Genomic DNA, 18,073 nt, shown 5'->3' with positions numbered 1-18,073 from the left:
CTCCTGCCTAGATGACTGAAAAGCCGTGCGCGAACGGATCACGGTCATCGATAAAAATGGTGTTGATCCCGGTCTGGCGGGCCCAGCCGCCAATCGAGGGCACGATCGCATCGAGATCACCCACCCTGGTTGCACTCTCCACCCGCCCGTTGAACAGCGAGCCGATAATGCTCTCATGAATGAAATCGTCACCGGGACCTAGCCGGCCCCTCGCCGCCCAGTGCGCCATGCGGGCGGATGTACCGGTGCCGCAGGGAGAGCGGTCAATCGCCTTGTCGCCATAAAACACCGCATTGCGCGCGGTCGCCCCGGCAACGGTCGGCTTTCCCGTCCAAAGGATATGGGTCAGGCGGTTGATGTCCGGATTTTCCGGATGCACAAATGTATGATCGGCATTGAGCGCGGCCCGCAATAACGGGCTCCAGCGAATGAGATCGCCCGCCGTCACATCAGCAATATCGTTGAACGCTTCCTGCGGCTCCACAATCGCATAGAAATTACCGCCATAGGCCACATCAACCGTGACCTTGCCCAGCCCTTCGACCTCAGCTTCAAGCCCGGTCTTGTAAAGGAAAGACGGCACATTGGTGATGCGCACCTCCTCCACATAATCGCCCTCTTGCCGATAGGTCGCCGTTACCACACCGGCAGGCGTATCCAGCTTCACCACGCCCGGTGTCTTCGGTTTGATCAAGCCGTTCTCGATTGCCATGGTGATCGTGCCGATCGTGCCGTGACCGCACATATAAAGGCAGCCGGAGGTCTCGATGAACAGAATACCCACGTCACAATCATCACGCGTCGGCGGATAGAGAATGGAGCCGGACATCATGTCGTGGCCGCGCGGCTCGAACATCAGCCCTTTGCGGATCCAGTCAAACTCGGCAAGAAAATGCGCCCGCCGCTCAAGCATGCTCTTGCCCTCAAGCAGCGGCCCGCCGCCTGAAACCAGCCGCACAGGATTGCCGCAGGTATGCCCATCAATGCAGGAAAACGTATAGCGTGCCATGCCCTAAAACCTCTGGGGACTGAACGGAGACAAATCGAATTGGGTGCCACGGCCAAGCACCAGGTCAGTCACGAGCGCGCCCGTGCCAGCTGATTGGGTCAAACCCAGATGCCCGTGTCCGAATGCGTAAATGATACGTGGTGATGCCGAGGATGTGCCGATGGCGGGCAAACTGTCGGGCAATGAGGGCCGAAAGCCCATCCACTGCTTGCCGCCTTCTGTCTTTAGCCCGGGCAAAAACATCGCCGCCTTTTTCAGCATGGCATCGGCGCGCGCATAGTTAGGCTTAAGCGCCAGGCCACCAAGCTCCACCGCACCACCAATACGCACTCCAGTGGAAAGATTTGAAATTACAAATCCATGCCCGCCAAAAGTCAACTGTCGCTTTAACTTGAAGGCACCAACAGGCAATGTCGTATTATAGCCGCGCTCTGTTTCGAGCGGGATATCGTCGCCCAGCATTCCAGCCATCGTTCGCGACCACGCGCCAGTGGCTATGACCAGGTGACTGGCCGACAATTCGGTGCCGTCCTTAAGGGTCAAATCGACGCCATCTTCGCTCGGGCGCGCGGCCACCAGTTTGGCCTCGATAAAGGTGGCTCCCCGCGCCAAAACAGCATCGCCGATTGCTTTGGCAAACAGATAAGGGTCCGTCACCGACTCCCAGGATGGCACGAACGTGCCCGCCACGATGCGCGGCGAAAGCCCCGGCTGCAACTCTGCCAGCCGCGCACCACGCACATGCTCATAGGCAATGCCCTCTTGTGCCCGGCGCTGCCATCCTGGCTCAGAGGCCGCAAGTTCCGCTTCACTCTCATAAAGCTCAAGCACACCGTCAGGCATAATCATATCGCCAAGCCCACAGGCGGCGACAAGACTATCCATTTCTGTCTTGGCCAGCCGCATCAATGCCGATTGCGCCGCAATGCTTTTCTCCACCTTGTCAGGCAAACCAGCCCGCCAGAAACGGTAGAGCCAGGGCAGAATGGTCAGGAAATATGCAGGCGGTATCGATAATGGCCCCAGCGGGTCAAGCAGCCATTTCGGTACCTTGCGCAACATGCCCGCACTCGCCAGCGGCATAACGTCAGAGAACGCCAACCCGCCCGCATTGCCAAAGCTTGTTTCTCTGGCAATGCCCGACCTGTCGATCAGCGTGACCTGCCGCCCGGCTTGCTGCAGCTTGTGCGCCGTGGCCAAACCCACAATACCCGCGCCAACAATGACAACGTCATGCCCGGCGCGGGATGCTTCACCCATATCACTCATCACACGTCTTTCCTGGCAGGCAGCGCCCGCCAACTGATCTACAAACCCGTCTCCTGGCAGCGCTGTCAGATCATATCAATCACCAAGATAAGCCTGTACGATAGACGCATCTTCCCGCAGGCTTTTGGCGTCGTTCTGCATGCGGATATTGCCGCCTTCCAGCACATAGCCATAATGAGCCAGTTTCAGCGCCAGCCGGGCATTCTGCTCCACCAACAATATCGTGGTGCCTTCTTCCTGATTGAGCCGTTTAACGATCTTCATCGTCTCCAGCACAAGAATGGGCGCAAGCCCCATGGATGGCTCATCCAGCAGCAACACCTTTGGCCCCTGCATCAACGCACGGCCCATCGCCAGCATTTGCTGTTCACCGCCGGAAAGCAGTGAACCATCCTGATGCTGCCGTTCTTCGAGAATGGGGAACAAGCGGAACGCTTCCTGCATCCGCGACTTGCGCAATGCCGGGTCGCGCACCGTAAACGCCCCCAGTTCCAGATTTTCCCGAACAGAAAGCCCGCGCAGGATATGGCGGCCTTCCGGCACATGCACCAACCCCAACCGGGCAATGTCATTGGCCTTCATCTCGGTGATATCTTCACCCTCGAGGGTAACGGAACCAGCGGTTGCACGCACCAGACCCGAAATGGTTTTCAGTGTCGTGGTTTTACCCGCACCATTGGCCCCCAGAAGTGTCACGATCTGGCCGCGCCGCACTTCCAGATCAATGCCATTCAGCGCCTGAATGCGACCGTAACCCGCCTCGACACCACTCAGTTTGAGGACCACATCCCCTTGTTTGTCCTCAGAGTTCAAGGCTCGCCTCCCCATCTTCCTGCCCCAGATAGGCTTCAATAACCTTGGGATTGCTCTGAATTTCCTTCGCGGTGCCCTCGGCAATCATCACGCCATGGTCGAGCACATGAATACGTTCCGAGACTTTCATCACCAGCCCGGTATCGTGTTCAATCAACAAAACTGAAATGCCGCGCTCGTCGCGAATACGGTTGATCAGGCCGACAAGCTCCTGCTTCTCCCCCGCGTTAAGTCCGGCCGCCGGCTCGTCCAGCAGCAAGAGTTTGGGCTTGGTCGCCAGCGCACGGGCAATTTCAACCCGCCGCTGATGGCCATAGGCCAGGGTCGTAGCGATCCGGTCAACATCATCGTCGACACCACAAAAATCGAGGCATTCTCTTGCAAATGCGTCGATCTCCGCTTCCTCACGCCGTTGAAACGGGGTCTTGAGGATAGCGGCAATGGCCCCGGCGGAGGTTCGGCAATGCAGCCCGGACATGACGTTTTCCAGCACCGTCATTTCACGGAACATGCGCAGGTTCTGGAACGTGCGGGCGATGCCTGACGCCGTAACACCATGCGGCTTGAGCTTGAGCATCTCGCGCCCGTCAAACATCACCGAACCCTTTTGAGGTTTGTAAAAGCCGGTAATGCAGTTGAACAGGGAGGTCTTGCCCGCACCATTGGGTCCAATCAGGCTGACCACCGCATTTTCAGGCACCTGAAAATGCACGTCATCCAGCACGGTATTGCCGGCAAAGGCGAGGCCCACGCCTTTGAGATCAAGAAGCGCTTCACTCATTTCTGCGCTCCTTTCCCCGGCCATATGCCGCTTGGCCTGAACAACATGATCAGCAGCAGCCCCACAGCAAACACCAGCAAACGCAAGGGTCCCAGATCGCGCAACAGTTCAGGGCCAAGAATGACAATCAGGGCACCAAGGATAACACCCGGGATTTTGCCCATGCCGCCAAGGATAACCGCCATCAGGATCAGCACCGACTGGGTGAAGGAGAAACTCTCCGGCGAGATCGCGCCAAGATTGGCCGCAAAGAACGCGCCCCCTATCGAGCCGAAAATCGCCCCGATGATATAGGCGGCAAGTTTCACCCGTACCCGGTTGATCCCCATCGCCTCTGCCACATCTTCATCATGGCGCACATAAAGCCAGGCCCGGCCCAACCGAGAATTGGCCAAGCGTACCGACACAATCACCGCAAGAATGGCAAGGACACAGAACACATAATAGAAATCGAGATAGCTATCGATATGCCAGCCAAACAGCCATGGCTCCTGAATACCTGAAATGCCGCTCGCCTTGCCCGTGATATCGAGATTGCGGGCCGACAGCCGCACAATCTCGCCAAACCCGAGGGTGACGATAGCCAGATAATCAGAACGCAACCGCAATGTAGGCCCGCCGATAATGACGCCACCAATGGCCGCCGCAACAACAGCAACCGGCAATGTCAGCCAGAAATTCACGCCGAATTCCTGGGTGAGGATACCCACCGTATAGGCACCAATCGCAAAAAAGGCAGCATAGCCGAGATCAAGCAGACCGGCATAGCCAACCACGATGTTCAACCCCAGCGCCAGCACCACATAAAGCAGCGCATTGGTCATGATCACCGTGGCATACTGGCCGAAAATAAACGGCCCGATTGCCATCAGGATCAGGATCGCGCCAATCGCCGTCCAGCGCGCCTTGGGGTTTTCAATAAGCCCGGCCAATGGGCCGAACAAACGCGCATCGAGAACTTTTTGTTCACTCATCACATGCGCTCCTGCTCGGATTTACCCAACAGCCCGGTAGGCTTGAACACCAGCACCAGAATGAGCACGACGAAGGTAAAGACGTCTTTCCATTCACTGCCAATGCCCGGAATCTGCGTACCGAAAGCCTCCAGCAGACCAAGGATCAATCCCCCCAGCATGGCCCCGGGAATGGAACCAATGCCACCGATCACCGCGGCGGTGAACGCCTTGAGACCGACCAGAAAGCCCATGAAATACCAGACCGAACCATAATAGGCCCCGGCCATGGTACCGGCGGCGGCGGCAAGCGCCGAGCCGATGAAAAAGGTGACGCCGATAATGGCGGGCACGTTGATCCCCATCAACTGGCACATGTCCTTGTCGATGGCGACAGCCCGCATGGCCCGGCCATATTGCGTGCGGGTGACAAACACCTGCAGCGCGATCATCAGGATCGCGGCCGTGCCAACGAGCACCATCTGATTATAGGTGATGAACAGACCACCAATATCGACACCACCGAAGCCGATATCCGTCCTGAAAGCAGTATATTGCCCGCCTGTCAGCGCCAGAACAGTGTTTTGCAGCACAAGCGAAACCGCCAGCGCCGTAATGAGAATGGACAAACGTGGCGCACCCAGCATTGGATGATAGGCAATGCGCTCGATCACCACACCAAGACAGCCAACAGCGATCATGGAGAGGAACATGGCAACAAAAATGCCAAACCAGTCTCCACCGACAACGCTTGAAATAGCCGAAAGAATGATGAAGCCGGTAAAGCCACCGACCATATACAAATCGCCATGAGCGAAATTCAAAAGTTTGATGACGCCGAAGATCATCGTGTAGCCAAGAGCAACCAGCGCATAGAAGGACCCGAGCACAAGCCCGTTGACCAACTGATGCGCTATGATGTCGAAAACGCTCATATCCTATCCCCTCAGAAAAGCGCAGCAGCCCCCGCGCGCTTCAACCGGCCGGCACCCGAAGGGCACCGGCCGACCGAATGCAGATACTATTCTTCTGCGCGAACCCAGGCGCCGTCCTTGCCTTCAAGAACGATGAAGTTGGAACGAGCCAGAGTGTTCTGTTCTGTGAACGAGATAGGGCCGGCGAGCCATTCTTGCCCGTCAGCGGATGCCAGCGCTTCCTTGATCGCGTCGGCATCAGTGGAACCTGCCTTGTTGATCGCCCATGCCAGAAGCTGCATGCCGTCATAGGTCAGTGGCGCATAGGGGCCAGGCGCATTGCCATACTTGGCCTGATAGGTGTCGATAAACGCCTTGGCAGCCGGCAGGAACTCTGCAATCGGGTTCGAGAAGGCAAATACGCCCTCACCGGCACGACCGGCAATCTCGAACAGTTTCGCAGAATTGGAACCATCGCCAACCGCAATGATGCCCTGATACCCGGACTGACGCAGCTGACGGATCAGCAAGCCACCATCAGCATAATAGGCAGTCCAGAACACAGCGTCGGGATTCTCGGCCTTGATCGATGTCACAACGGCAGAATAGTCCTGTTCGCCCTTGTTGACGGTTTCGAACGTTGAAACCTCATGACCGGCTTCCGTCCAGGCATCACGGGCCAGATCAGCCAGATCCTGTGAATAGGAATCGCCCTGGTTCACAATCGCCAGCGTGGTAACGCCCTTGCTCGACAGGAATTCAACAGCCTTGGTCGCCTGCTCGTCACCCGTTGAGTTGATCATGAACGCATTGCCCGGATTGGCGGGAATGAGCTGGGTTGAGTTCGAAGCGGTAATGACGAAAGGCACATTGGCATCGCCATAAATCTTGAGGGTCGGCAAGGTTGCGCCGGAGCAATAGCCACCAACGGCGCCCACAACGTTTTGGGAAACGATCTTGCTCGCCGCGTTGACAGACTGCTGCGGATCACAGGCACTGTCGCCGATAACCATGGTCAGCTTTTTGCCCAATACACCGCCCGCTGCGTTGATTTCTTCCTGGGCGATTTCCACGGCATTCGCCATATCCTGCCCATAGGTGGCTTCAGAACCGGTCGTGGGCACCTGAACGCCAATAGCGATCGTATCCTGGGCCACTGCAACCGAACCGGCGGTCAGCGCAAACAGCGCCCCTGCCGCGACGGCCTTTGAAAATACGTGCATGTACATAATCCTCCGTGTGTTTGGTTCCCGTCTGACTTCGGACGCAAGGGCCAGCCAGATTCGGTCAACTCACATTCGGCGCGCGTCATCCCTGAAGAACAGGAATAGCGGGCCGCCTGCCTTTATCAGCTGGTACTGACGACGGTATTGGCATTCCAAAACCCACCCCGGCACACAACCAATCATCATGAACATTATTGGTGCATTTTAGATATATCAAGCCGAATTCTCAGATCTTTCGTGGCAAAGAGAGGCAAGCGGACGCAGCCATCGCTGGGTATATTGCTCACAACGCAGCCTGACAGTTTATAGATATATCGATAGTATGTTGCAGCTTGTACGGATCTGAACTATCTAAATGCCCAATTCAGAAGCCGCTGGAAGCGACAAATCGGGGAAAACCCGAAACAAGAACCGGCAGAGGGAGGCTCGCATGATATCCGCACACGAATATAGCGCATACCGCCACCTCGAATTGAGCTTGGGCCAATGAGCGAGAAATCTCCAGAAAAATCAACCCTGTCGCTCGTGCACAGCGCCTATCTCGCGATTGAGTACAAAATCGTGACGCTGGAATTCCGTCCCGGCAGCCTGCTGACTGAAAAAAGCATAATCGATGCCGTTGGTTTCGGCCGCACCCCGGTGCGCGAAGCCATTCAGCGACTGACCCTTGAAGGCCTGACCGAGGTGCGTCCGCGCCTGGGCGTGATGGTTTCTGAAATCCGGCCCGAGGATTATCCCCGCGCCATCGAACCACGTGTCACCCTGGAGCCGCTTCTTGCCCGCTCCGCGGCACGCTTTGCCGGCCCGCATGACCGGGAAACCATTCAGAAATGCACCGAGGCGATGCTGGCCTGCGCTGCATCCGGCGACACCCTCGGCTTCCTGCAAGAGGACAAAGCGCTGGACGAAGCGATCAGCAATGCCGCAGCCAATCCCTTTCTGCCGCGTATTCTCGCACCCTTGCAGATCCACAGCCGCCGCTTCTGGTACCAGTATTATGGCAATGATGGCCTCAGCACATCCGCCGAAGGTCATGCTGAAGTCTGCAAGGCCATTGTGGCGGGCGACGCAGAACGCGCTGCCGCAACCACACGCGAATTGATGGAATATCTCTTCGCGCAGTCCAAGGCGCTATCTGCCTAGATTGGTGCTCAGGGTTGGCGCGTCCACACAGCCAGCCCGTTCCCATTGAGATAAGTGATCGTGAAGCCTGACACGGCATTGGCCTCTGTCGCAAACCGCACCGATGACAAGGAACCAGCTGGCCCGTTTTCATGTCGGGGGATCATCGCAAAAACGTCGGGAGACCAGCGCGCCAAAGGATAGCGCTGCTCATCCGGCCCAAGAAGCGCGACCAATTCGTCATCCTCAATCACCAAATGTGCGGTGCCGAAGTAAGGATTGGTATAAACCCCCGCATAATCCGCCAATGCCCGCGCCATTTCCGCAGTCGCCAACGGTTCGACGCCAGCAAGATCACCGACTGGCGCATAAAGCGGGCTCATCACATGATTATAGGCTGCAAACCAGTCGCGCGACGCCTCGCCAAACTGCACCACATCCAGAAAATGCGCTGCAATCGCTTCCGGCACACCAATCGGTCCGCCATTAGTGAGAACCACAATGCCGATATCAGCATTGGGAATCATCTGAAAATGCGTAGCCGCCCCGAGAAGGAATGCACCGGAATGGCTCATATTGGGCCGGCCACTGGCGGTCACACCGACATTGAAGCCATAGCCATAAGTGCTGCTGCGCCCGTCGGCCCCGGCACTGCGGCCGCTGACCGTTTGCGGCTGCAAGGCAGGAAGCAACGCATCAGCGAACAAGGCGTCCTCGACACCCGGCACCTGGCCCGCCAACAGCGCTTTCATCCAGATTGCCATATCCAGGACATTCGATGACACCCCGCCCGCTGGTGCCTGAGCGTCGGCATCACGCTGATAAAGCGCCTCAAAGCGGCCATTCTCAAAACTGTGCAACCGGGCAAAATTGGAACGGTTGGCCAGATCATCATGCCGGAAACTGGTAGAGTTCATGCCAAGCGGTTCAAACAGGGTTTTATCCGCCAGTGTCCCCCAATCCATCCCGGACGCGGCGGCGATCGCTTCGGCCCCGATGGTAATCCCGAAATTGGCATAGTGATATGAGGTGCGGAACGCATCAAGCGACACTTGCGCCAACCGGGCGCGAATGGCATCGCGCTCAAAACCCAAATCCTCCAGCTCATCGCCCACCGCCATCGGCAAGCCGGTGCGATGAGAAAAGAAGTCGCCGATTGTTGCATGAGTTGTCACGTAAGCGTCCGAGAGTTCGAGATCGGGCAGATAGCGGCGCGCCGTATCATCCCAGGACACAATACCCTTGGCGACAGCAACCGCGCCTACCGTCGCTGAAATCGATTTCGAAATTGACGCAATCTGGAAGACTGTTTCCGGCGTAACCGGCGCGCCAGTTTCCATGTCACGCACGCCAAACCCGTCGATAAAAACTGTTTCCCCGCCCTGCACGACCGCAACTGCAATGCCCGGCACGCCACTGCGCGCCATAATATCCGTGATTGTTGCGGGCAAGGTTTCGAGGGCCAGCGTCAAACCGTTTTCCGCCAGCGCCGTCACATCACTTGCAGGTGTAACACCCGGCACAATCGTTTGCGCCCTGACATCTCCAGTGGCAGCTAGCGTAATGAAAACAAGGCTCGAAAAAGCACTCAACCGCATAACGTTTTCCTCAAATGAAATTGCACGCAACAACGAGTTTGCAGCCGGTCGGGCAAAATTACCCACACCGCCGCCGGCAAAATAAAATGAACCGGCAGCTGAGGTTGAACTGTGAATGCACAACCCCGCCCAGTAAATCCGGGGCCAAAGCTAATGCAAAAATTCCAGCTAAAACATTAATAAAACTACTTAATTTAAAGAATTAACAAATGCTAATGTAAAGGCATTCGTCTGCGGGACCATCGTAATGTGACAAAAAATATTGGTTCTTGACATACGCCCCCACCTGTTGCGGAATGTGCAAATCCGAGATTGCAGACATATGTCTGCTATATTGGACAACAACAAGCTTAACAGGGGAACCAGGATGATGACTTCGTTTCGCGTTAGCGCACTCTCGCTGACCACCGCCTTACTGCTTTCAATGACACCCGCAATTGCTCAAAACACAGACAGCAAACTTGATGAAGTGCTCGCACGCGGCCACCTCGTCATGGGCACCGGCAGCACCAATGCGCCGTGGCATTTCAAAAGTGCCGATGACCAGCTTCAGGGTTTTGACGTCGATATGGGCCGCATTGTCGCCAAGGCGCTGTTTGGCGACCCCGACAAGATTGAATACGTCAACCAGTCCTCGGATGCCCGTATTCCCAACATCACAACAGGCAAGGTTGACCTGACCTGCCAGTTCATGACCGTTACCGGCGAACGCGCCCAGCAGGTTGCATTTTCCATTCCCTATTATCGCGAAGGCGTTGGCTTGATGATGAAAGCCGACGGTGCATATGCTGATTACGATGCACTGAAAGCTGCCGGCAGCAAGGTCACAGTTTCGGTCCTGCAGAATGTTTATGCAGAAGACATGGTCCACGCCGCTCTGCCCGAAGCGACGGTTGACCAGTATGACTCCCCCGATCTCATCTACCAGGCTCTCAACGCCGGTCGCGCCGACGCTGTTGCGACCGACCAGTCTTCACTCGCCTGGTTCATGACCCAGAACCCCGGCCGCTACACAGATGCGGGCTATGGCTGGAACCCCCAGTCCTATTCCTGCGCCGTTGCCCGTGGCGACCAGGATTGGTTGCATTTCGTCAACACCGCCCTGCACGAAGCCATGACCGGTGTTGAATTCGATTTCTACGCAACCTCGTTCAAGACCTGGTTCGGCAAGGAATTGACCCCGCCGCAGATCGGCTTCCCGGTCGAATTCAAATAAGATTTTCAGGGCGGGCGGCATGCGTCCGCCCTGAACCAACCTTGCAGGGCACAACGATATCATGGGCTATACCCTGAACTTCGCCGTTGTCTGGCGCAATTTTGATCAGCTTCTTGCCGGCTTGCTGCTTAGCCTGGAGCTGGCTTTTGTCGCCATTCTGATCGGTGCCGCAATCGGACTGATTACCGCTTTTGGTCTCACCTCGCGCCATGTCTGGCTGCAGCGTGTTTCCATGCTCTACGTCACTATCATCCGCAACCTGCCTATTCTGGTACTCATTCTGTTTGCCTATTTCGCCCTGCCCCAGCTCGGCATACGTCTGGGCAAGATAGAGAGCTTTGTTGCAACTCTTGCGATCTATTCCGGCGCTTATCTCGCCGAAGTTTTCCGCGCCGGCCTGCTCTCCATTCCGCAGGGGCTCAAGGAAGCCGGTCTGGCCATCGGGCTGAAACCGATGCAGATCCGCACCTCGATCATCATCCCGCTGATGTTGCGCAACGTCTTGCCCTCGCTTTCCTCCACACTGATCTCGCTGTTCAAGGACACCTCGTTGGCAGCAGCCATTGCCGTGCCAGAGCTGACCTTTGAAGCCCGCAAGATCAATGTCGAAAGCTTCCGCGTGGTCGAGACATGGCTCGTCGCCTCCGCCCTTTATGTTTTCACCTGCACGATCCTGGCCGCCATCATGCGGCAGATCGAACGCCGTTTAACGATAGGGCGCTAGATCATGAACGACCTTCTCCTGTTTTTTAACGAGATCTGGATCGCCCGCATTCCGCTGCTCAAGGGCCTCGGCATGACGATCTCCATCTCGGCCCTGGCCATCATTGCCGGTTCAATCCTTGGCATTTTCGTCGGCCTGTCGCTGACCTATGGCAATCGGCTGCTCCGGTTCTTTGTGCGCGCCTATACCGATTTCGTGCGTGGCACCCCGGTTCTGGTGCTCGTTCTGGCCAGTTTCTACATTCTGTCCACCATCGGCGTCGACCTGAGCCCTTTTGAGGCCGGTGTTCTGGCGCTGTCCGTATTCTGCTCATCCCATATTGGTGAGATTTTGCGCGGCGCTCTCCAGGCTATTCCACCCGGCCAAACGGAAGCGGCCAAGGCCATTGGCCTGTCGTTCCGCCAGACCTTCACATCGGTATTATGGCCGCAAGCACTGCGCCAGATGTTGCCAACCTGGGTCAACACCGCCGCCGAGATGGTCAAGGCATCCACCCTTCTCTCGGTCATCGGCGTCGCGGAACTGCTGTTACGCAGTCAGGAAATCATCTCGCGGAATTTCATGAGCCTGCAGTTCTATTTCTTCGCAGGGCTCCTCTATTTCGTCATCAATTTCAGCATCGAGCAGCTCGGCAAATATGTCGAACGCAAGACCACAATCCCGTCCTAGGAATACCTGTATGAGCGAACATCTTCTCGAAATCCGGTCCCTTCGCAAACTGTTCGGTGAAGTCGAAGTCCTCAAGGGCGTCGATTGCACAATGGACCAAGGCGAAGTGATCTCGATCATCGGTTCATCCGGCTCGGGCAAGACCACCCTGCTGCGTTGCATCAATATGCTCGAGGATTTTCAAGGCGGCAGCATCCTGCTCGATGGCGAGGAAATCGGCTACGAGCAGATCGGTGGTAACCGCAAGCGCAAAAGCGAAAAGGAAATTGCCCGGCAGCGCGCCCTGACCGGCATGGCCTTTCAGCAGTTCAACCTGTTTCCGCATATGACCGCAGCCGCCAATGTCATGCTCGGCCTGATCAAGACCAAAGGCATGTCCCGTGACGAAGCCCGCGCCATTGCCGAGAAATGGCTCGACCGCGTTGGATTGGCTGAACGCGCCGACCATTATCCCAGCCAGTTGTCCGGTGGCCAGCAACAGCGCGTCGCCATCGCCCGCGCCATCGCCATGGCCCCCCGCCTGATGCTGTTTGACGAGGTCACCTCCGCCCTCGATCCGGAACTGGTTGGCGAGGTGCTGCAGGTCATCAAGGATCTGGCCTCTGACGGCATGAGCATGCTGCTGGTCACCCACGAAATGCGTTTTGCCTACGAAGTTTCCTCCCGCGTCATCTTCATGAATGGGGGCGTAATCGGCGAAGAGGGCGACCCGAAAGAAATGTTCATCAAGCCCAAGACAGAGCGGCTCGCTGAATTCCTCAAAACATCAAGCTTTAACTAGAAGAGAGAGAATACCCATGACTATCAAACGCTTCGGCGCCGGTGAAATCGGTGCAGGCGGCAAGCCGCTGCCCTTTGCCCGGGCTGTTGAAGCTGGCGGATGGCTTTATGTCTCCGGCCAGGTGGCAATGGAAAATGGCGAGATCGTCAAGGGCGGCATCATCGAGGAAAGCCGCCGCGCCATCGACAATATGCTGACCATCGTCAAGGAAGCCGGCTATGGCCCCGAAGACATCGTGCGCATCGGCGTCTGGCTTGATGACCCGCGCGATTTCTGGAGCTTTAACGGCGTTTTCGCGGAGTATTTCGGCGACAATCCCCCTGCCCGCGCTTGCGTTCAGTCAAGGATGATGGTCGATTGCAAGGTGGAAGTCGATTGCATTGCCTATCGCGCCGACAAAGCCTAGATAACGGGGGCGGTGAATGAGCCGCCCCATTTGACGTTTCGCAAGGATGAAGCATGGCCGCCGGAGCAGAGGATATTGCATCACGCCGCACACGCGGTCTGGATCGCGCATTCGAGATTCTCGAATTCCTCCGCGCACGGCGCCAGCCCATGCGCCCCAACGAGATTGCAGTCGCCATCGGGGCCCCGCGCTCGTCGGTCTATGAGCTGATCAACCTGCTGCTCGGGCGGGGCATGCTTGAATATCACGATGATGACGGGCGGGTTTTTCTTGGCCGTCGTCTCTATTTTCTGGGCACCGCTTATTCCGATCATTTCGATCTGATCCGTGAGAGCGAAGCCCTCCTGACCCATCTCGCCACGGAAACCCGGGAGACCTCTCAGCTCTGCCTGCTGGAGGGCAACAAGTACACAGTGGCCAAAATGCATGAGGGCCTTCGCCCTTTCCGCATTTCTGCCAATGTCGGTGAACTGGTGTCCATTCCCTGGACGGCCTCCGGCCGCCTTCTTGTGTCGCATTTAAGCGACGAGGAAATTCTCGACTTCATCCCGCCCGAAGACTTCGTTCTCCCTCGCGGCGAAAAACTTGATCCTGCCCAATTTATAGCCGAAGTGCGGCAGGCAGCTGCTGAAGGCTTCTTCACCTTCCACAGCACGGTTGAAAATTTCACCCATTGTTTCGCCGCCCCTGTTTATCAGACCGATGGCACCTGCGTGGCAACACTCTGTCTGGTAACCCCCAAGGAAGATGGCTTGCGCAATCATGAGGCCTATGTCGCCAGCCTCGTCGGCGCGGCCAACGACCTGTCCGAACGCCTCGGCTACCTCGCCACGCCTAAACAGGTTGAACACTCAAACCGGGTGTGAGCAACGGCCAATATTGCCCCCTCTGCAAACGATTTTGCGTTTCCCCGGCCTCATAACGGGACGGAATGACCACACAAGCCGTTTCGGGCGCGTCGCCGAAAGCGTTTCCCGAACAAGTGGAAACCACTTGTTCGGGTCAGAACGCGACAAATCAAAGAGCTGTAGCCAGGCTTTTGATCCCAACAGAAGTTGACCGGTTCTAGGCGCTGTGTTTCGCCCGCATTGCCGTGAGTGTTGTGCGCACCGAGATAACATCGGGATCAACGCGCAATTCAATCAGGGCTGAGGTTTCCGCCCCAAGCGCCCTTTCGAGAGCGGCTTCGAATTCCTCTCCCCGCTCGACACACTCCCCGTGCAGACCATAGGCACGCGCCAGCGCCGCAAAATCCGGGTTGACCAGATCGGTGCCAAAAACGCGGGACGGGAAATCACGTTCCTGATGCATGCGGATAGTGCCATACATGCCATTGTTGACGACGATGAACAAAAGCTTGGCATTATATTGCGCAGCCGTGGCCAGTTCCTGCCCGTTCATCAAAAAGCAGCCATCGCCGGCAAAGGCGACAACCTCGCGTTCCGGAAAGGTCAGCTTTGCAGCGACGGCAGCCGGCACACCATAGCCCATCGCCCCGGAAGTGGGGGCCAGCTGGGACCGGTAGGTCTCGAATGGCCAGTAATTGTGCACCCACCCAGTATAATTGCCAGCTCCGCTGGCAATTATTGTATCGACAGGCAAGCGCTTGCGCATGGTCGCAATGACCTCGGCCATATCAAGAGCACGGTCAGACTTGACGGCCTGTAACGAGGCTTCATAATCAGCCCGGCAAGCTTCAATCCAGCCGGTGTCTCTCACCTTGCCACATTGCAGATGGCTCAGCGACTTTGCCGCCTCGCTTGTCGCAGCATTGATCATGAGATCGGCTTGATAGACCCGCCCCAGCTCTTCGGGATCCGGGTAAACATGAATGAGCCGGGCACCGGCATGCGGCGCCTCAATAAGCGAATAGCCAGCGGTCGTCATTTCACCCAGCCTCGATCCGAAGACAAGCAACAGATCAGCCTCGCGCACATGCGCTGCAAGTTTGGGATCTGTGCCGATGGAAAGATGCCCGACATAATTCGGATGGGAATTGGCCACATAGTCCTGACAGCGTAGCGAACTCGCAATCGCCACCCCGAATTCTTCGGCAAATGCCTCAACAGAGCGTCCGGTTTCCTGGCTCCATCCACCGCCCCCGACAATCATAAGCGGCTTGCTGGCCGCCTCGACCATCCCGGCAAGGTCCGTCAGCGCATCCGCTGGCGGGGCGGAAGGCACCGGAACAGCCATGCGACCGGGATCCACTGTCTCAGGCACCAGCGCGCTCAGCACATCCTCAGGCAAGGCCAGCACCACCGGCCCCGGCCGACCGGCCATCGCGGTCTGAAACGCCCGATGAACATATTCAGGGATTCGGCGAGCATCGGAAATCTCCGCTGACCACTTGGCAAGCGGCGCAAACATGGCGCGAAAATCCACTTCCTGAAAACCTTCGCGATCCTTGATCTCGCTACCGACCTGACCGACAAACAACACCATGGGCGTGGAGTCCTGAAACGCGGTGTGCACGCCAATCGACGCATTGGTCGCGCCCGGCCCACGGGTTACGAAACAAACGCCCGGGCGCCCGGTCAACTTGCCATAGGCATCGGCCATATTCGCGGCTCCACCCTCCTGACGGCAAACAACAAGCTCGATTTCCTCGCGGGCATCATAAAGCGCATCGAGCACCGGCAAATAGCTTTCCCCAGGCACGCAGAAAACCCGGTCGACTTTCTGCGCCTTCAGGCTCGAAACCAGGAGGTCACCTCCGCGAATCCCCAAAGGGTTCGTAGTTTTTGTCATCAGATCCTCCAACAAGTTAGGCGCGCAACGCAGCGGGCCGGAAATAGTCAAGATTTGCCCGGGACAGGCCAGAGATCACCAAATCCAACCATTTCCCGCCATAACGCGGGAAGTGACCAGGGACATGATGTTTGGATGTTTGTCGCGGGGCGGGTAATAGTGTAGGACAGGTGTCGGCCAATAACGGCCTCATCCAGACCAAAAGTAATTTTGCATGCTTCAAGAGCCAACCATAACCCTCAAACCGAACGCTGGCATTCGCGCCAAGTCCGAACAGGACGCGCAAGCGATTTATCGCGATCTCAAAGCTGCAATCCAGAATGGCACATTCGCAGCTGGCAGCCGGTTGCCCACCGAACGTTCGCTGTCCAACCAGTTCAATGCCGCCCGTAATACGGTGCGCAAGACCATGAACCAGCTTGCCAGCGAAGGTCTGATCATTCGCCATGTGGGCCGTGGAACGTTTGTGGCTGAAAATGCTGGCAAAGCAGGTGCCGCCGGTGATGAGTACGAATTGGCGGAACTGCTTGAGGCGCGGCTTTTGTTTGAGCCCAACCTGCCCGACCTTGTGGTCGAACGCGCAACCCCCGAGCATATCGCTCATATGGAAGAAGCCTTGCACGCCATGCGCCATGCCGTGAGCTGGAGCGAATTCAAGGAAGCCAAATACGGCTTGCATCTGGCCATTGCACGTGGCTCGCGCAACCGTTTTATCGTCTCGATCTTTGAACAAATCCTGGCGTCCCGCCGCCGTGCAGGCTGGGGACGTCCGGGCGGGCATCCTGCACCCGTCTCGGCCGTGCGCGAAACCGCCTATCGTGACAACCTCGAAATCGTCGATGCTCTCAAGCGTCGGGATTCGGTCAAGGCACGTGAGGCCATCGAAGCCTATCTGCTGCGCACACTCTCCAATGCCAGCGGCGACTAGGCCAGGCACAGAATGCTGAACCGGATCGGGTTTCGAAAGCATTCCCATTACCGCTGATCTACACGCTTTTGCAGGGCGCGGCCTACAAGCATCAGGGAAAGCGATGCCAGAAGCACAGCCAGCCCCGGAAATACCGACATCCACGGCGCAAACAGGATGAAATCCTTGCCTTGCTCCAGAATGGCGCCCCAGTCTGGCGCCGGCGGCTGCACACCCAACCCCAAAAATCCAAGCGCTGCCTGAATTTGCAGGATGAGCGGGAACAATATCATGTACTGCGTGAGCATGAGGGGCATGACGTTGCGTGCAACATGCTTACGCAAAATGGTCGGTTCATTTATGCCAATCGACCGCGCTGCCTCAACATAGGTTTTACCGGCCTCACTGAGCGCACCAGCCCGCGCGATGCGAAAGAATACCGGCATGTAGACAATCGACAGAGCCAGAATGAGATTAACGGTCTGTGGCCCGAGCACGCCGGTAATGATAACCCCCAGAATGATAGGCGGAAAGCTGAGCAAGACGTCAATCAAACGCCCCAACACCTGATCGAGCCAGCCACTGAAATAGCCCGATGCCAGGCCGAGAATGCCCCCGACCAGAGCTGATACCAGCAGTGATCCCGCGCAAATCGACAATGTGATGCGCGTACCATGAATCACGCGGGCAAAAAGGTCGCGTCCGACATCGTCGGTTCCGAACCAGTGGCTGGGGGAAGGCGGCAGCATCGATGCGCCAACATCAATATCAAAGGGCGAAGTGCGGGTAAAAAGCGTCGGGAACAGCGCTATAATCAGAATACAGGCAAGTATGAGCAGCCCCAGAGCCAAACCCGGCTCCCGCCGTATCATGCGAAACACACTGCTGAGTGCCGGACGTGTGGCATTGGTTATTTTCTGGTTCATCATTCAGG

General features: G+C 57.0%; 18 protein-coding genes. 8 read left to right on the top strand and 10 right to left on the bottom strand.

Features of this window, described 5'->3' with window-relative positions:
- Nucleotides 1-7: 7 nt before the first annotated feature.
- The 7 genes from L1P08_RS15175 to L1P08_RS15145 all read right to left on the bottom strand — a co-directional run bounded on the left by L1P08_RS15175 (nt 8) and on the right by L1P08_RS15145 (nt 6,962).
- The gene (locus tag L1P08_RS15175; protein WP_303617830.1) at nt 8-1,009 is read right to left on the bottom strand and encodes a 4-hydroxyproline epimerase; all 1,002 of its coding nucleotides are present in this window, start codon (nt 1,007-1,009) and stop codon (nt 8-10) included.
- A gap of 3 nt (nt 1,010-1,012) precedes the next feature.
- Nucleotides 1,013-2,269, bottom strand: coding sequence for an NAD(P)/FAD-dependent oxidoreductase (locus tag L1P08_RS15170; protein WP_303619594.1), 1,257 nt, complete (start codon nt 2,267-2,269; stop codon nt 1,013-1,015).
- Nucleotides 2,270-2,353: 84 nt separating this feature from the next.
- Nucleotides 2,354-3,091, bottom strand: a complete 738-nt coding sequence (locus L1P08_RS15165) for an ABC transporter ATP-binding protein (protein ID WP_303617829.1) — start codon at nt 3,089-3,091, stop codon at nt 2,354-2,356.
- Nucleotides 3,081-3,872, bottom strand: a complete 792-nt coding sequence (locus L1P08_RS15160) for an ABC transporter ATP-binding protein (RefSeq protein ID WP_303617828.1) — start codon at nt 3,870-3,872, stop codon at nt 3,081-3,083. The genes L1P08_RS15165 and L1P08_RS15160 overlap by 11 nt, the downstream gene beginning before the upstream one ends.
- Nucleotides 3,869-4,846, bottom strand: a complete 978-nt coding sequence (locus L1P08_RS15155) for a branched-chain amino acid ABC transporter permease (protein WP_303617827.1) — start codon at nt 4,844-4,846, stop codon at nt 3,869-3,871. The genes L1P08_RS15160 and L1P08_RS15155 overlap by 4 nt, the downstream gene beginning before the upstream one ends.
- Complete coding sequence (locus L1P08_RS15150; RefSeq protein WP_303617826.1) at nt 4,846-5,760, bottom strand: branched-chain amino acid ABC transporter permease; 915 nt, start codon at nt 5,758-5,760, stop codon at nt 4,846-4,848. The genes L1P08_RS15155 and L1P08_RS15150 overlap by 1 nt, the downstream gene beginning before the upstream one ends.
- An 86-nt stretch (nt 5,761-5,846) precedes the next feature.
- On the bottom strand, nt 5,847-6,962 hold the full coding sequence (locus tag L1P08_RS15145; protein ID WP_303617825.1) for a branched-chain amino acid ABC transporter substrate-binding protein: 1,116 nt from the start codon (nt 6,960-6,962) through the stop codon (nt 5,847-5,849).
- A 489-nt stretch (nt 6,963-7,451) separates the two neighbouring features.
- Here L1P08_RS15145 and L1P08_RS15140 point away from each other — a divergent pair, with 489 nt between their 5' ends.
- Nucleotides 7,452-8,108, top strand: coding sequence for a GntR family transcriptional regulator (locus tag L1P08_RS15140; RefSeq protein WP_303617824.1), 657 nt, complete (start codon nt 7,452-7,454; stop codon nt 8,106-8,108).
- 8 nt (nt 8,109-8,116) lie between these two features.
- Here the strand turns inward: L1P08_RS15140 and L1P08_RS15135 are convergent, their stop codons facing one another.
- The gene (locus L1P08_RS15135) at nt 8,117-9,685 is read right to left on the bottom strand and encodes a serine hydrolase (protein WP_303617823.1); all 1,569 of its coding nucleotides are present in this window, start codon (nt 9,683-9,685) and stop codon (nt 8,117-8,119) included.
- 367 nt (nt 9,686-10,052) lie between these two features.
- Here L1P08_RS15135 and L1P08_RS15130 point away from each other — a divergent pair, with 367 nt between their 5' ends.
- The 6 genes from L1P08_RS15130 (at nt 10,053) to L1P08_RS15105 (ending at nt 14,347) form a co-directional block, all read left to right on the top strand.
- Entirely contained in the window at nt 10,053-10,901 is an 849-nt protein-coding gene (locus L1P08_RS15130; protein WP_303617822.1) for a transporter substrate-binding protein, read from the top strand.
- Between the two features lie 61 nt (nt 10,902-10,962).
- Nucleotides 10,963-11,625, top strand: a complete 663-nt coding sequence (locus tag L1P08_RS15125; RefSeq protein WP_303617821.1) for an amino acid ABC transporter permease — start codon at nt 10,963-10,965, stop codon at nt 11,623-11,625.
- A 3-nt stretch (nt 11,626-11,628) separates the two neighbouring features.
- Nucleotides 11,629-12,294 carry an amino acid ABC transporter permease gene (locus tag L1P08_RS15120; RefSeq protein WP_303617820.1) on the top strand — a complete coding sequence of 222 codons (666 nt, stop codon included), beginning with the start codon at nt 11,629-11,631 and terminating at the stop codon, nt 12,292-12,294.
- Nucleotides 12,295-12,304: 10 nt separating this feature from the next.
- On the top strand, nt 12,305-13,075 hold the full coding sequence (locus L1P08_RS15115; protein WP_303617819.1) for an amino acid ABC transporter ATP-binding protein: 771 nt from the start codon (nt 12,305-12,307) through the stop codon (nt 13,073-13,075).
- A gap of 16 nt (nt 13,076-13,091) precedes the next feature.
- Nucleotides 13,092-13,481 (top strand): RidA family protein, encoded by a 390-nt coding sequence (locus tag L1P08_RS15110; RefSeq protein WP_303617818.1) that lies wholly within the window; start codon nt 13,092-13,094, stop codon nt 13,479-13,481.
- A gap of 53 nt (nt 13,482-13,534) precedes the next feature.
- Entirely contained in the window at nt 13,535-14,347 is an 813-nt protein-coding gene (locus tag L1P08_RS15105; RefSeq protein WP_303617817.1) for an IclR family transcriptional regulator, read from the top strand.
- Nucleotides 14,348-14,546: 199 nt separating this feature from the next.
- On the opposite strand, the gene L1P08_RS15100 is transcribed toward L1P08_RS15105, so the two are convergent.
- Nucleotides 14,547-16,232 carry a thiamine pyrophosphate-binding protein gene (locus L1P08_RS15100; protein WP_303617816.1) on the bottom strand — a complete coding sequence of 562 codons (1,686 nt, stop codon included), beginning with the start codon at nt 16,230-16,232 and terminating at the stop codon, nt 14,547-14,549.
- Between the two features lie 214 nt (nt 16,233-16,446).
- Between L1P08_RS15100 and L1P08_RS15095 the strand changes: the two genes are divergently transcribed.
- The gene (locus L1P08_RS15095) at nt 16,447-17,160 is read left to right on the top strand and encodes a FadR/GntR family transcriptional regulator (protein WP_303617815.1); all 714 of its coding nucleotides are present in this window, start codon (nt 16,447-16,449) and stop codon (nt 17,158-17,160) included.
- Nucleotides 17,161-17,207: 47 nt separating this feature from the next.
- Here the strand turns inward: L1P08_RS15095 and L1P08_RS15090 are convergent, their stop codons facing one another.
- Complete coding sequence (locus L1P08_RS15090) at nt 17,208-18,065, bottom strand: ABC transporter permease (protein ID WP_303617814.1); 858 nt, start codon at nt 18,063-18,065, stop codon at nt 17,208-17,210.
- Between the last annotated feature and the right edge of the window lie 8 nt (nt 18,066-18,073).

Source organism: Mariluticola halotolerans (genome assembly GCF_021611515.1).
Lineage (GTDB): Bacteria > Pseudomonadota > Alphaproteobacteria > Rhizobiales > Devosiaceae > Mariluticola > Mariluticola halotolerans.
Note: the sequence above shows the minus strand (reverse complement) of the source record. Positions and strands in the feature narration are given on the sequence as shown.

Bases quoted from the DNA above. Each gene is read 5' to 3' on its own strand.
- L1P08_RS15175 (WP_303617830.1), bottom strand. From the start codon at position 1,009: ATGGCACGCTATACGTTTTCCTGCATTGATGGGCATACCTGCGGCAAT.
- L1P08_RS15170 (WP_303619594.1), bottom strand. From the start codon at position 2,269: ATGGGTGAAGCATCCCGCGCCGGGCATGACGTTGTCATTGTTGGCGCG.
- L1P08_RS15160 (WP_303617828.1), bottom strand. From the start codon at position 3,872: ATGAGTGAAGCGCTTCTTGATCTCAAAGGCGTGGGCCTCGCCTTTGCC.
- L1P08_RS15155 (WP_303617827.1), bottom strand. From the start codon at position 4,846: ATGAGTGAACAAAAAGTTCTCGATGCGCGTTTGTTCGGCCCATTGGCC.
- L1P08_RS15150 (WP_303617826.1), bottom strand. From the start codon at position 5,760: ATGAGCGTTTTCGACATCATAGCGCATCAGTTGGTCAACGGGCTTGTG.
- L1P08_RS15145 (WP_303617825.1), bottom strand. From the start codon at position 6,962: ATGCACGTATTTTCAAAGGCCGTCGCGGCAGGGGCGCTGTTTGCGCTG.
- L1P08_RS15140 (WP_303617824.1), top strand. From the start codon at position 7,452: ATGAGCGAGAAATCTCCAGAAAAATCAACCCTGTCGCTCGTGCACAGC.
- L1P08_RS15135 (WP_303617823.1), bottom strand. From the start codon at position 9,685: ATGCGGTTGAGTGCTTTTTCGAGCCTTGTTTTCATTACGCTAGCTGCC.
- L1P08_RS15130 (WP_303617822.1), top strand. From the start codon at position 10,053: ATGATGACTTCGTTTCGCGTTAGCGCACTCTCGCTGACCACCGCCTTA.
- L1P08_RS15125 (WP_303617821.1), top strand. From the start codon at position 10,963: ATGGGCTATACCCTGAACTTCGCCGTTGTCTGGCGCAATTTTGATCAG.
- L1P08_RS15120 (WP_303617820.1), top strand. From the start codon at position 11,629: ATGAACGACCTTCTCCTGTTTTTTAACGAGATCTGGATCGCCCGCATT.
- L1P08_RS15115 (WP_303617819.1), top strand. From the start codon at position 12,305: ATGAGCGAACATCTTCTCGAAATCCGGTCCCTTCGCAAACTGTTCGGT.
- L1P08_RS15110 (WP_303617818.1), top strand. From the start codon at position 13,092: ATGACTATCAAACGCTTCGGCGCCGGTGAAATCGGTGCAGGCGGCAAG.
- L1P08_RS15105 (WP_303617817.1), top strand. From the start codon at position 13,535: ATGGCCGCCGGAGCAGAGGATATTGCATCACGCCGCACACGCGGTCTG.
- L1P08_RS15100 (WP_303617816.1), bottom strand. From the start codon at position 16,232: ATGACAAAAACTACGAACCCTTTGGGGATTCGCGGAGGTGACCTCCTG.
- L1P08_RS15095 (WP_303617815.1), top strand. From the start codon at position 16,447: ATGCTTCAAGAGCCAACCATAACCCTCAAACCGAACGCTGGCATTCGC.
- L1P08_RS15090 (WP_303617814.1), bottom strand. From the start codon at position 18,065: ATGAACCAGAAAATAACCAATGCCACACGTCCGGCACTCAGCAGTGTG.